A 12,408-nucleotide genomic window follows, 5' to 3' on the forward strand; every position below is an offset into this window, starting at 1 on the left:
GAGTGCCGTCCCGCCCGGCGCGTGATCGGGTGAGAACGTGCAGCCCCCTCCCGCCGAGCCCGCCGAGCCCGCCGGGTCCGCCGGGAGCCCTCCCGGATCCGGCCCGCTCCTGCCCGAACCCGTGCGCCGCGTGGGCGCCTGGTGCCTCGTCGTGCTGCTGGTCACCGGTGTCGTACTGGTCGGGGTACGGCTGTGCGAGGAGCTCAGGACCGCCGTGGTGCCCGTGCTGCTCGCGCTCCTCGGCACGGCCCTGCTCGGACCGCTGTACCGGCGGCTGGTGAAGGCGAAGGTCAACCGGTCCGTCGCGGCGGGCGTGACCTGCGCCGCGGTGGTCGCCGTCGTCGGCGGGGCCGCGTACATCGTCGTCGCCGCGCTGATCGACACCGGCGACGAGATCGCCGCCTCCCTCAAGGAGTCGGCCCGGTGGCTGTCCGACCACTTCGGGACGTCCGGCACCTCCCTCGACGACCTCACCTCCCACGCCAAGGAGCTGATGGGCAAGTTCGGCGGGACGGCGGCGTCCGGGGTGATCAGCGGGATCAGCGTCGTGGGCGAGCTCGTCGCCATGGCCGTCCTCGCGCTGCTGCTCGTCTTCTTCTTCCTGCGCGACTCGCACCGGGCCGTCGGGACCCTGCGTTCGCTGGTGCCCCGGCGGTCGGGCGACACGGTCGAGGCGATGGCGCGACGGGCGTACGAGGCCGTCGAGGGATTCATGCGCGGGACGACGCTGATCGCGCTCATCGACGCCACCTGCATCACCGTGGGGCTGTTCGTGCTGGGGGTGCCCGGAGCGCTGGGACTCGGCGCGCTGGTGTTCGTCGGCGCGTACATCCCCTACCTCGGCGCCTTCCTCTCCGGCGCGGTGGCGGTCCTGGTGGCGCTCGCCGACCGGGGGTTCGTGATCGCCCTGTGGGCGCTGGGGGTCGTCCTGGCCGTACAGGTCCTCGAGGGGCATGTGCTGCAGCCGGTGATCCAGAGCCGGACCGTCCAGATGCATCCGGCCGTCGTCATGCTGGCCATCACCGCCGGCGCCTCGGTCGCGGGCATCCTCGGCATGCTGCTGGCGGTGCCCCTGACGGCGGCGGCGTTCGGCGTGATCGCGGAACTGCGGGGGCGTTACGCGTCCGAGGCGGGCGGAGGATCCCAGACGGGCGGAGGGACGGAGGCGCCCCCGGCCGGTCCGGCCTCTTCCTCCCCGTCCGCCTCTTCCTCCCCGTCGGGCCCTTCCTCCCCGTCGGGCTCGGACCCCTTCTCGTAGAGCTCGAACCAGATGCTCTTGCCCTCGCCCCGGGGGTCGACCCCCCAGGCGTCGGCGAGCAGCTCGGTGAGGACCAGGCCCCGCCCGGAGGAGGCCAGTTCGCCGGGGTGCCGCCTGTGGGGCAGGTCGTCGCTGCCGTCCGCCACCTGGATCCGTATCCGGCGGGCGCGCGCCGCGCCCGTCATCTCGGCGGCCAGCAGCGCGTCCCCGTCCGTGTGGACGAGCACGTTCGTCACCATCTCGGAGAGCAGCAGGACCGCCGAGTCGACCTGGTCGGCGCAGGTCCAGTCGTGCAGGAACTCCCGCAGTTGCTGCCGGGCCAGCGCGACCTTGTGCGGTTCGGCCTGCGCGACGGTCAGCACGGTGCGCCGTACGGCCGGCCGCTCGGTGGTCGAGGCGTCGGGGTCGCAGCCTCCCTCCCCCGCCCGGCACAGCAGCAGTACCGCTATGTCGTCCTCACGGCGGTCCGCCAGCGGCCCGGTCGTGTGGTGCGAGGAGGGGCCGTGCACGGCCTGCACCAGCGCGTCGGCGAGCGCCTCCATGTCGCCGTCGTGGCTCTCCAGGATCTTGCGGATCCTGATCCAGCCGGTGTCCAGGTCGTGCCCGCCGGTCTCGATCAGTCCGTCCGTGCACATCAGCATCGTCTCGCCGGCTTCCAGCACGAGCCGCGTCGTCGGATAGTCGGCGTCCGGGTCGATGCCCAGCGGCAGCCCGCCCGCCGTGGGCCGGTTCAGCACGGTCCCGTCCGCCATGCGGATCGCCGGGTCCGGGTGCCCGGCCCGGGCTATCTCCAGTACGCCGCTCTCCGGGTCCACCTCGACGTACAGACAGGTCGCGAAGCGCAGGTCCGCGATCTCCTCGTCGGAGGTGATCCCGTACAGGAAGCGTGAGGCGCGCGAGAGCACCGCGTCCGGGCGGTGCCCCTCCGAGGCATACGCCCGCAGCGCGATCCGGAGCTGTCCCATCAGTCCCGCGGCGCGTACGTCGTGGCCCTGGACGTCGCCGATGACCAGCGCGAAGCGGCCGCCACGGCTCGTCCGCGCGGTACCGCCGGGCAGCGGGATCATGTCGTACCAGTCGCCGCCCACCTGGAGCCCGCCGCCCGTGGGCACGTACCGGGCCGCGACGCTCATCCCGGGGATCTTCGGTCCCAGCGTCGGCAGCATCGAGCGCTGCAGGCCGTCCGTGAGCTCGCGCTCGGACTCGGTGACCCCGGCGCGCGAGAGGGCCTGCGCCAGCATCCGAGCCACCGTCGTCAGCACGGACCGTTCGTCGGGCGTGAAGGTGACCGGGTACGTGAAGGCCGCCATCCACGCGCCCATCGTGCGCCCCGCCACCGTGAGCGGCAGGAACGCCCAGGACCGGCGGCCGAAGCCCTGGGCGAGCGGCCAGGCGGCCGGAAACCGGCTGCGGTAGTCGTCCGGGGAGGAGAGGTAGACGGCCCGGCCGGTGCGGACGACCTCCGCGGCCGGGTAGTCCGTGTCCAGCGGCATCTGGGAGAACGGATCCTCGTCCCCCGGCTGCTGCCCGTGGTGACCGATGACGGTCAGCCGGTCGGCCTCCGCGCCGAACACCGCGAGCCCGTCCGGCGAGAACCCGGGCATCGACAGGCCGGCCGCGACCCGCAGCACCTCCGCCGTGGACCGTGCCTCGGCCAGCGCCCGTCCCGCGTCCAGCAGGAACGCCTCGCGCGAGCGGCGCCAGTCGCCCGTGACGGGTGTCCGCGCGGCGGCGCCCGGCGACGGCTCGGTGACCTCCTGGAGGGTGCCGATCAGCTGGTACGACCTGGTGTCCGGGTCGAACGACGGCTTGGAACGGCTGCGTACGATACGGATCACGCGGCCCCGGTCGTCCATGACGCGCAGCCGCAGCTCGGCGAGCGTGTCCTCGGCGGCGGCGAGCTGGACGACCCCGTTGACCTCGTTCCAGTCGACGGGATGGAAACGGGCCCGCACCCCCGCCTCCGTGAGCACGGTCGGCTCCGCGGGCAGGCCGAGGAGCCGGGAGGCCTCGGCGTCGAAAGTGACCTTCCCGGCACCGTCGTCCCACCTCCACAGGCCGGTGGCGAGGGTGGTGAGGACGTCCCCCACAGAGGGAAGGGGATCACCTGTGCGCATTGACCCACTGTATGAACAGGTGAACGAAGGGTGCCACCGAGGCAGGTGGGGCGGGGTGGGCGATCGTCCGGCCCCGGCTATTGCGGACGGCGATCATGGGGTGGCCGGTACTCTTGCAGGTGTTTCACGTGAAACATGTCCCCGACCGCGAAGACTGGATGAACGACGATGCATCGGTACAGGTCCCACACCTGCGGCGAGCTCCGCGCCTCTGACGTCGGCAGCGACGTCCGGCTGAGCGGCTGGCTGCACAATCGCCGAGACCTGGGCGGCATCCTCTTCATCGATCTGCGCGACCACTACGGCATCACGCAGCTCGTCGCCCGCCCCGGTACCCCCGCGTACGAGGCCCTCGACAAGGTCTCCAAGGAGTCCACGGTCCGGGTCGACGGCAAGGTCGTCTCGCGTGGCACGGAGAACGTGAACCCGGAGCTGCCGACCGGCGAGGTCGAGGTCGAGGTGAGCGAGGTCGAGCTGCTCGGCGCCGCCGCCCCGCTGCCCTTCACGATCAACACCGAGGACGGTGTGAACGAGGAGCGGCGCCTGGAGTACCGCTTCCTGGACCTGCGCCGCGAGCGCATGCACCGCAACATCCTGCTGCGCACGTCGGTCATCTCCGCCATCCGTCACAAGATGACGACGCTGGGCTTCAACGAGATGGCGACCCCGATCCTCAGCGCCACCTCCCCCGAGGGTGCGCGCGACTTCGTGGTGCCGTCCCGGCTGAACCCGGGCCGTTTCTACGCCCTGCCGCAGGCCCCGCAGCAGTTCAAGCAGCTGCTGATGATCTCGGGTTTCGACCGGTACTTCCAGATCGCGCCGTGCTTCCGTGACGAGGACGCGCGCGCCGACCGCTCGCCGGGCGAGTTCTACCAGCTCGACGTGGAGATGTCCTTCGTCGAGCAGGAGGACATCTTCCAGCCGATCGAGAAGCTCATGACCGAGCTGTTCGAGGAGTTCGGCAACGGCCGGCACGTCACCTCGCCGTTCCCGCGGATCCCGTTCCGCGAGTCGATGCTCAAGTACGGCTCCGACAAGCCGGACCTGCGGGCCCAGCTGGAGCTCGTCGACATCACCGACGTCTTCGAGGGCTCCGAGTTCAAGGCCTTCGCGGGCAAGCACGTACGGGCGCTGCCGGTGCCGGACGTGGCCGCGCAGTCCCGGAAGTTCTTCGACCAGCTCGGTGACTACGCGGTCTCGCAGGGCGCGAAGGGCCTCGCCTGGGTGCGGGTGGCCGAGGACGGCTCGCTGACCGGCCCGATCGCCAAGTTCCTCACCGAGGACAACGTCGCCGAGCTGACGAAGCGCCTGTCGCTGGCGGCCGGCCACGCGGTGTTCTTCGGCGCGGGCGAGTTCGACGAGGTCTCCAAGATCATGGGCGCGGTGCGCGTCGAGACCGCCAAGCGCGCCGGGCACTTCGAGGAAGGCGTCTTCCGCTTCTGCTGGATCGTCGACTTCCCGATGTACGAGAAGGACGAGGAGACGGGCAAGATCGACTTCTCGCACAACCCGTTCTCGATGCCGCAGGGCGGCCTTGAGGCCCTGGAGACCCAGGACCCGCTGGACATCCTGGGCTGGCAGTACGACATCGTCTGCAACGGCGTCGAGCTGTCCTCCGGTGCCATCCGGAACCACGAGCCGGAGATCATGCTGAAGGCCTTCGAGATCGCGGGCTACGACCGGGAGACCGTCGAGGAGCAGTTCGCGGGCATGCTGCGCGCGTTCCGCTTCGGCGCCCCGCCGCACGGCGGCATCGCCCCCGGCGTCGACCGCATCGTCATGCTCCTGGCCGACGAGCCGAACATCCGGGAGACCATCGCGTTCCCGCTGAACGGCAACGCGCAGGACCTGATGATGGGCGCGCCGACGGAGCTGGACGAGACGCGGCTGCGTGAGCTGCACCTCTCGGTGCGCAAGCCGGTGAACCCGGCGAAGTAGCGCCCGCGCCGGACGTCGCCGTGGGGCGGTGCCACCCTCGACAGGGTGGCACCGCCCCACGGTCGTTTCACGCCAAGTTGCCCGCGCATACCGCGATCCACAGTCCGCACCCATGCTGTTGACAGCCTTCGTGCCTAGTTTCCTCGCCCATGACGAGAGACCAGGCGGCCCAAGAGCCGCAAGACAAGCGAAACATGACGCGTCGTAAGGTCGTCGTGGCGGGTGGTGCGGCGGTGGCCGCGGTGGGAGTGGGCGGCACGATCGCCGCGACCGCGAACGCCGCTCAACAGACTTCCTCCGCCACCTCAGCCACCTCCGCCACCTCCGCGGAGACCTGCTACCGGCTCACCTCGGAGACCACCGAGGGTCCGTACTACATCGACGCGGACAAGCTGCGGAGGGACATCACCGAGGACAGGGAGGGCATCCCGCTGACCCTCCGCCTCAAGGTGATCGACAACGACACCTGCGAGCCGGTCAGGAACGCCGCCGTGGACATCTGGCACTGCGACGCGCTGGGCCTCTACTCCGGTTACGAGGACTCCTCCGGCGGAGGCGGGGGCGGAGGCGGCGGTGGTGGTACGCCGCCACCCACCGGGACGCCCACCGACGTACCGACGGGCACGCCGACCGGACCCCCGCCCGGCGGCGGAGGGGGCCACCAGGAGCCCACCGACGACGAGCGCTACCTGCGTGGCACGTGGCGGACGGACAAGCGGGGCTTCGTCACCTTCCGGACGGTCTTCCCGGGCTGGTACCGGGGCCGGTGCGTCCACATCCACACCAAGGTGCACGTCGGCGGCGCCTGGACGGACGCCGGCTACGAGGGCGGCACCACCTGCCACACCGGCCAGTTCTTCTTCGACGAGGAGTCGGTGCTCGCCTCGGCGCAGGTCGAGCCGTACTCCACGTCGACGACCGAGCGCACGACGCTGACCGAGGACACGATCTACGACCAGTCGGGCACGGCGGGCGGTCTCCTGAAGCTCACCTACAAGAAGACCGCCATCGAGAGGGGCGTCCTCGGCACGCTCACGATGGGCGTGGACCCGGACGCGACGCACGAGGGCACCGACCTCTGAGCCGACGGTCCGGCAACGGCCGCGAACGGGCCCGGAACCACGACGGTTCCGGGCCCGTTCGCGGTCCACGGTCCACGGTCCACGGTGCGCTGTTCGCCGCTCGCCGTTCGCCGCTCGCGATGCCGCCGGTCACGGCCGCGCAGCCGTTCGTCGACGCGTTGGCCGAACCGGTCCAGGCGCAGGCCGGCACGAACGGATTCGTCGTCCTGCACCGGTGGGCGGAGATCCTGGAGCGGCACTTCCCGCCGGAGCTCCCCGACCCCGACCACGGCGGGTCATCGTGTCGGCGTACCGCACCGACCGTCTGTGCGCCCGGTGGTCGTCGAGGAAGTCTCCTTCGCGGGCTTTCACGGCGTCCCGAGGGAAAGGTTCCCGCCCGGCGTGACGTCCACGACCGGTCAGTGCTGGCTGCAGTAGTTGACCCAGCGGTGCGAGGAGATGTTGTTGTTGATGCTCTGCCCGAAACCCTCCAGGCCGGCGCCGTAGGTGAAGTGGTACTGGTTGGTGGTGGTGTCGATCCAGCGGTCGCCCGCGTCGATGCAGGCGTGCGCGCCGCCCGCGTCGGGGGCCGTGTACAGATCGACGGCGTCGTTGCCGCCCAGGTAGGCGTTGTTCCAGATGTCGGAGGTCAGGTTGCGGCAGGCGCCCCAGTTGTTGGAGTTGCCCTCCCACTTGCACTCGGTGCCGCTGCCGTACGGCTGGGTGTAGACGTGGAGGTAGCCGTCGGAGGACGCCAGCCGGGCCGACCTGGTGTCCTGCGAGCCGGACTCCGCGGCGCTGGCGCCGGTGACCGGGGAGACGAGGACGGCGACGGCCGCGGCCGAGGCGGCGAGGGTGAGGACACGCTTGATCGACATGGGTGTTCCTTCGTTCGTGATGAGTGACGTGGCGGGGTGGTGCGACCACGGTCGGCGCCGTGGTGGTCCGTGGGGAGCGCGCGGTGTCAGTCGCCGCGCGCGACGATCGCCCGGGCACGCGGCAGCGCCTCGCGCTTGAGGCGTTCGAGATCGGCCGTCGGCCCGGGGTGGCGGCGCCGCAACTCGGCCCGGTACTCGGCGTCGAGGGACTTCGCAACGGTCGACAGGTCACCGGACCCGGAGGTGGACCCGGACCCTGCGCAGGCCGCCTCGGCCGATGCCAGCCGCACCTCCTTGGCGTGCAGCCACACCTTGTCGGGCCGGGTGGCCGCCGCGCGGGCCTCGGCGGGGCTCGGATACGCGTAGCCCTTCGCCTTCATGCAGTGCGCCCACGGCTTGACGGCCGCCAGGTAGCGCTTGTCGCTGAGCACCATGGCGACGCGCATGCCGCCGAGACTGGTGGTGATGCGGGTGGCCCGGAACCAGGCCGGCAGGTCCTTGTACAGCGTCCGCTGCGCCTCCGCGACGCAGCCCCGGTCGCTGTGGGTGACCTGGATGCCGTTCGGCAGGCGGACGGAAAGTCCTTCCGCCTGCGGTCCGTTGACCGCGCTCAGCAGAGCCGGTGCGCGGTCGGCGGGCGTGGACCGGAAGTACCGCTGGTTGGGGTCGCGTGAGGCCTTCTGCTGCTGTTCGCGGTAGAGGTCGGTGCCGTATCCGTGCCGGGCGGCCCAGGCCGGGTCGTCGACGACGTACGGGAACCGGCTCGCCCCGTCGGGCGCCTGCCGCTCCTCGACCCAGTACTCGTATCCGCGCTTCTCCATGCACTCCTTGAGCAGGAGCTGCTCGGCGAGGTGCAGGGTCTGCTCCTGGTCGTCCGAGACGTGCCGGCCGGTACCGGCGCCCGGGGCGGCGTCCGGCGCGGACGACGTACCGTCCGCGCACCCTGTGAGGGTCGCCGCCAGGACCGTGGCGGTCAGGAGGAGCAAGGTCCGGCGTGGCATCGGGCGACTCCCTGGGCTCGGTGCGAAGTGTGGTGGGTGCGGTGTCGCCCCGTCGGTTGCGCTTCACGGTTCGGGGTGGTCCGTTGGGTTTCCGCAGCTCAGATCGCCGGTCGAGTGGTGATAGCGCTGGGTGATCCTGATGCGGTCGATGCCGCCGGTGGTGAGGGTGTAGGTGCGGGGGTTGTGTGCCCTTGAGGCGGGGCGAGAGTGATCCTCACACGCGGTAGAAGCGGGCGGAACCTGCAAACTTCCAGGGTGCTGACGGAGGTGAGCCGCCGGCTGCGGGGAGGGCATCACCGGCCGTACCGGCCGGCGCTGACACCTGGTCCGGGATCAGAGACAGGCACTCACAGGGATCTCGCGAGATCACCGGAGGAGACCATGGCATGCACCGTGCTGCTCGCACTGCCGCTGATCGCCGGGGCGGTAGTCGCTCGTCGCCTCCGCAAGAGCGCCGACCGGAACGCGGAGCACTCCTTGACGGACGCGGCCGCGTGTCTGCGTACGGCCGGGGCCGAACTGGCCGCCGCCTGCACCCCCGCCCGGTACGCGCAGGTCAGCCGGACCGCCGTAGCGGGCCTGCGCCATGTCCGCGCGGCCCGCGCGGCCCTCGGCCCCGGCTCGGCCGGTGCTGCCGGAGGACGGGCTCAGGTGTCGTACGAGCCGTCCCAGGGCGGGCCGAAGCCCAGGCGGTCCGGATAGAGCTCGGCCCACGCCTCTCCCTCGTCCTCACCTGTGAGCAGACCGAACAGCGCGCCGTCGCGGGTCAGCCGGAAGGGCCGGACCGCGATGTCCGCGTAGCGGCGCCGCGGAAGGCTGCGGAGCAGCTTCGCGAGATGGGCCTGGGCCTGGGAGAGGACGGACTGCGGCCCGTGCGGGGCGCGTTGCTGCTCGGCCCAGGTGCCGGCGCACCAGATCTCCGAGTCGCGGTGACGCCCCTCGGTGTCGAAGGTGTGGAGCACGGTGAAGAGGCGTTTGTGCTCTTCCCAGCCGTCGTCGGGGCGGTAGTCCTCGGGGAAGGCGTAGGAGACCGACCCCAGGAACTGCCCCTCCGCGTAGTGCCCTATGGCATCGGTGCGGTGGCGCGGCTCGTACGCGATCGGGATGACCTGGGGGACTGCCATGACGAAACCATACGGATGAATCGTGCTCATGCCAGGAGCGGGGTCCCGTAACGGGGTGCGGCCCGCGCCGCACGCGTCGACGTCACCTCAAGCCGGTTGCGGCGTGTGGCTGTCGAGCAGCTTGGCGAGCAGGGAGTGAAGCTGTCGTCGTTCCGCGGCGTCGAGGCCGGCGAGCAGTTCGGCCTGGACGACGTCGGCGTGCTGCTGGAGTTCCTCGAGGTACTGCCTTCCGGCGGCGGTGAGGGTGACGACGTTGCGGCGCCGGTTGGCGGGGTCGGCCTGCCGGTCGACCCGGCGGCAGTCTTCCAGGCGGTTGAGGATGCCGCTGACGTCGTTGCGGTCGAGGCCGAGGCGGCGGCCGATCCCGGCCTGGCTGAGCGACCCGTACTCCTCCAGCGCCGCCAGGACGGCGAAATCGGCGCGGGCACTCAGCGGCATGCGTTGCGCGGTCAGCCGGGCGCCGAGCGTCGACACCTTGCCCGCCTGCCAGCTGGCGAGCTCACGCAGTCGGGCCGGGGGTTGCAGCGCGTGATCCATGTCCGCCATGTCCCCACCCTAACCGTTGGCCACCCCAACACGCACCTGTTATGTTGGGCCAACCAACGTTGGCCTGGCCAACATGTGAGTGGGGTCAGTGGAGGACCGCCGGTCGACCGCCCCGCTCCCGAGGAGTCGTCTCATGCACAACAGCAATGCACTTCCCGATTTGTCCGGTCGCAGGGTGGTCGTTCCGGGCGGCACGGGAGCCGTGGGAGAGGGTGTCGTCCGCAGCTACCTCGCCGCCGGTGCGGACGTCGTCGTCCCGACCCGCACCCAGGAGCGGGCGGAGGAGTTCCGGCGCGTGCTCGGTGACGCGGCGACCGACCATCTGCACCTGGTGGTTCACGACTACACGACGTTCGCCGGCGCCGAGCAGCTCGCCGAGGAGATGGAGCGCAGGCTCGGTGGTGTCGACGACGTGGTGGCCCCGATCGGCGGGTGGTGGGCCGGCAAGCGGCTCTGGGAGATCGACGAGAGTGACTGGCAGAACGCCTTCGTCGGGCTCGCGGCCGCGCACGTGGCCGTCCTGCGGGCCTTCCTGCCCCGGCTGGACGCCCGCGGCGCCTACACGTTGATCGTCGGGGCTTCCGCGTTCACGCCGGTTCCCGGCAGCGGCCTGGTCAGCATGGAGCAGGCCGCCCTGCTGATGATGCGGCAGGTGGTCGAGGCCGAGGTGGCAGGACGGCAGCGGGTCTTCGCCCTGGTCCTCGGGCCGGTCAGGACCCGCCTGGCCGACTCCGGCGATCCGGACTGGGTCAGTGCCGAGCAGGTCGGTGCGGTCGCCGTCGCGGCCTCGGCCTCGGCGGCGGTGGACGGCCTGGAGATCCGGCTGCGCAGTCGGGCCGAGGCGGACGAGGCGCTGGCGGTGCTCCAGGGCGACCGGCCGGCCAGGACCGGCGAGGTCGTCGCCGCTTCCACGATGGAGCCCGGGAACGGACGGCGTGAGGACCTCCTGGAGGTGCTGGCCGAACTCGCTCCGCAGATCCGCGCCGAACCGGGGTGCCTGCACTACTCGGTGCACCGACCGCACGGCGGTGGCGACGGACCGCTGCTGGTCATCCAGAGGTTCGCCTCGATCGAGGCGTTCACGGAGCACAGCGCGAGCGTGGCGGACCAGATTCCGAGGATCGCCGCCCTCCTCGCCACGCCCCCCATGCCGCCGACCCTGTTCGAACCGGTCCTGTAGTCCGCAGTGCCCCGTCAGACGGGCGGGACACCGGGTGGCCCGGGCTCGCGGCAGTCGCGGCACAGGCCGGGTTCGGGGCTGCGGAAGGCGCGGTCGCAGGTGTCGCAGTTGCGGAGCGGGTGTCTGACGGACGGGGCCGGTTCCGGGGCGCGGTACGGCGGGGGCGGTGGGAGCTGTGCCGTGAGGCGGTGGGCCAGGAGGGCGGCCGGGCGGTGCAGGGGCTCGGCCGGCAGGTCGCCGGTCAGGGCGTGGCGTACGGCGCTGGGGGTGAGGTCGCGCTCCAGCCAGGCGACGACGCCGGGGGCGAGGTGTTCGGCGTCGGTGGCGGAGAGGAGGAGGCGGGGGTCCTCACGGCGGAGCTCCGCCAGGACGTCGGTGGCCGTCCGCAGGAGGGCCGGGGAGATGTACGCCGGTTTCGGAACGGCCGGGAGGGCGCGGCGTGCGGGCTTCTTCTGCGGCTCGGCGGTCCGCCGGGCCGCGGGCCCGGGTTCGTCGGGCCGGTCCCCGTGGTCCCTGTGCCGGCCCGGCTGGTTGCAGGAGACCGTGCGAGTGACGATCCGGCCGCTCTCGGTGCGTTCGCGGATGCGGCGCAGATAGCCGTGGGCCTCCAGTTCGCGCAGGGCGGCGGCGATACGGGTCGGGCCTTCGGGGAAGCGGGCGGCGAGGGTCTTGATGTCGACGCGGGCGCCGGTGGGGAGCGACTGGATGTGGACGCCGAGCCCGATGGCCAGCCCGGACAGCTCCGGGTGCTGGGCGAGGTGGTTGCCGACCACGGTGAAGCGGCTGGTGTGGCGGAAGACCTCATGGGTGATGCCGCTCGGGTGCGTGTTCGCGCGGGCGCTCCGGGGCGGGTGGTTTTTGCCCGTGGGACGGGTCCGGGCGTGCGGGTGCACGCTAGGGTTCTGCGTATCCATCGGGAAGCCTTCTTCTTCCTCGGTGGTCAGGCCCTCGCACTGGGATGCCAGTCCCGGCGGGGGCCGTCGCATGTCTGCTGTTGTGTCGCGCTGAGCGTAGAGCAGGCAACCCGTCCCATGGCCAGCCGAGTTGGTGATGTTCACTCGCGCGAGTGAGCGCCCGCCGTGGGCGGGAGGGGTGGGGCTTGGTGGGGTTCCTTTCCCTCGCGTGGTTCTTCGGGAAGAGCGCCAGGGGCACCGGAACACACGTTGCTGTGCTCCGGTCGCGAACCGGGTTCGGCCGGGCACCGTGGCCGTGCATGCTTACCGTGGGAAGTGACGAAGCCGTTGCGCAGGGTGACCGTCCGGAGTTCGTCACGGGCGTTGCGGCACAGCGGTACGACGGAGGGGT

At 71.5% G+C, this 12,408-nt stretch carries 10 protein-coding genes and 1 pseudogene; 5 read left to right on the forward strand and 6 right to left on the reverse strand.

Annotated features, from left to right (window positions below; genetic code table 11):
• Positions 1-109: 109 nt before the first annotated feature.
• A pseudogene (locus tag QFZ75_RS19970) lies at positions 110-1,210 on the forward strand (AI-2E family transporter); the annotation flags it as partial.
• Here QFZ75_RS19970 and QFZ75_RS19975 read toward each other — a convergent pair.
• Positions 1,117-3,375, reverse strand: a complete 2,259-nt coding sequence (locus QFZ75_RS19975) for a SpoIIE family protein phosphatase (protein WP_307538788.1) — start codon at positions 3,373-3,375, stop codon at positions 1,117-1,119. The pseudogene QFZ75_RS19970 and the gene QFZ75_RS19975 overlap by 94 nt on opposite strands.
• Positions 3,376-3,543: 168 nt before the next feature.
• Between QFZ75_RS19975 and aspS the strand changes: the two genes are divergently transcribed.
• Entirely contained in the window at positions 3,544-5,313 is a 1,770-nt protein-coding gene (aspS, locus tag QFZ75_RS19980) for an aspartate--tRNA ligase (protein ID WP_307538790.1), read from the forward strand.
• A 194-nt stretch (positions 5,314-5,507) separates the two neighbouring features.
• On the forward strand, positions 5,508-6,395 hold the full coding sequence (locus QFZ75_RS19985) for an intradiol ring-cleavage dioxygenase (protein WP_373465902.1): 888 nt from the start codon (positions 5,508-5,510) through the stop codon (positions 6,393-6,395).
• Positions 6,396-6,793: 398 nt separating this feature from the next.
• On the opposite strand, the gene QFZ75_RS19990 is transcribed toward QFZ75_RS19985, so the two are convergent.
• A complete protein-coding gene (locus QFZ75_RS19990) occupies positions 6,794-7,252 on the reverse strand; it encodes a hypothetical protein (protein WP_307538794.1) in 459 nt (152 codons plus the stop codon).
• Between the two features lie 86 nt (positions 7,253-7,338).
• Positions 7,339-8,253, reverse strand: coding sequence for a hypothetical protein (locus tag QFZ75_RS19995; RefSeq protein WP_307538796.1), 915 nt, complete (start codon positions 8,251-8,253; stop codon positions 7,339-7,341).
• Between the two features lie 381 nt (positions 8,254-8,634).
• Here QFZ75_RS19995 and QFZ75_RS20000 point away from each other — a divergent pair, with 381 nt between their 5' ends.
• Positions 8,635-8,955 carry a hypothetical protein gene (locus QFZ75_RS20000; protein ID WP_307538797.1) on the forward strand — a complete coding sequence of 107 codons (321 nt, stop codon included), beginning with the start codon at positions 8,635-8,637 and terminating at the stop codon, positions 8,953-8,955.
• Here QFZ75_RS20000 and QFZ75_RS20005 read toward each other — a convergent pair.
• Positions 8,901-9,377 carry a hypothetical protein gene (locus QFZ75_RS20005; protein ID WP_307538799.1) on the reverse strand — a complete coding sequence of 159 codons (477 nt, stop codon included), beginning with the start codon at positions 9,375-9,377 and terminating at the stop codon, positions 8,901-8,903. The genes QFZ75_RS20000 and QFZ75_RS20005 overlap by 55 nt on opposite strands.
• Positions 9,378-9,464: 87 nt before the next feature.
• Entirely contained in the window at positions 9,465-9,923 is a 459-nt protein-coding gene (locus QFZ75_RS20010; RefSeq protein WP_307538801.1) for a MarR family winged helix-turn-helix transcriptional regulator, read from the reverse strand.
• A gap of 133 nt (positions 9,924-10,056) precedes the next feature.
• On the opposite strand from QFZ75_RS20010, the gene QFZ75_RS20015 reads away from it, so the two are divergent.
• On the forward strand, positions 10,057-11,103 hold the full coding sequence (locus tag QFZ75_RS20015; RefSeq protein ID WP_307538803.1) for an SDR family NAD(P)-dependent oxidoreductase: 1,047 nt from the start codon (positions 10,057-10,059) through the stop codon (positions 11,101-11,103).
• Positions 11,104-11,117: 14 nt separating this feature from the next.
• Here QFZ75_RS20015 and QFZ75_RS20020 read toward each other — a convergent pair whose 3' ends face one another.
• Positions 11,118-12,017: a helix-turn-helix domain-containing protein gene (locus QFZ75_RS20020; RefSeq protein ID WP_307538805.1), complete on the reverse strand. Its 900-nt coding sequence runs from the start codon at positions 12,015-12,017 to the stop codon at positions 11,118-11,120.
• Between the last annotated feature and the right edge of the window lie 391 nt (positions 12,018-12,408).

It is taken from the genome of Streptomyces sp. V3I8, assembly GCF_030817535.1.
GTDB lineage: Bacteria > Actinomycetota > Actinomycetes > Streptomycetales > Streptomycetaceae > Streptomyces.

Bases quoted from the DNA above. Each gene is read 5' to 3' on its own strand.
- QFZ75_RS19975 (WP_307538788.1), bottom strand. From the start codon at position 3,375: ATGCGCACAGGTGATCCCCTTCCCTCTGTGGGGGACGTCCTCACCACC.
- aspS (WP_307538790.1), top strand. From the start codon at position 3,544: ATGCATCGGTACAGGTCCCACACCTGCGGCGAGCTCCGCGCCTCTGAC.
- QFZ75_RS19985 (WP_373465902.1), top strand. From the start codon at position 5,508: ATGACGCGTCGTAAGGTCGTCGTGGCGGGTGGTGCGGCGGTGGCCGCG.
- QFZ75_RS19990 (WP_307538794.1), bottom strand. From the start codon at position 7,252: ATGTCGATCAAGCGTGTCCTCACCCTCGCCGCCTCGGCCGCGGCCGTC.
- QFZ75_RS19995 (WP_307538796.1), bottom strand. From the start codon at position 8,253: ATGCCACGCCGGACCTTGCTCCTCCTGACCGCCACGGTCCTGGCGGCG.
- QFZ75_RS20000 (WP_307538797.1), top strand. From the start codon at position 8,635: ATGGCATGCACCGTGCTGCTCGCACTGCCGCTGATCGCCGGGGCGGTA.
- QFZ75_RS20005 (WP_307538799.1), bottom strand. From the start codon at position 9,377: ATGGCAGTCCCCCAGGTCATCCCGATCGCGTACGAGCCGCGCCACCGC.
- QFZ75_RS20010 (WP_307538801.1), bottom strand. From the start codon at position 9,923: ATGGCGGACATGGATCACGCGCTGCAACCCCCGGCCCGACTGCGTGAG.
- QFZ75_RS20015 (WP_307538803.1), top strand. From the start codon at position 10,057: ATGCACAACAGCAATGCACTTCCCGATTTGTCCGGTCGCAGGGTGGTC.
- QFZ75_RS20020 (WP_307538805.1), bottom strand. From the start codon at position 12,017: ATGGATACGCAGAACCCTAGCGTGCACCCGCACGCCCGGACCCGTCCC.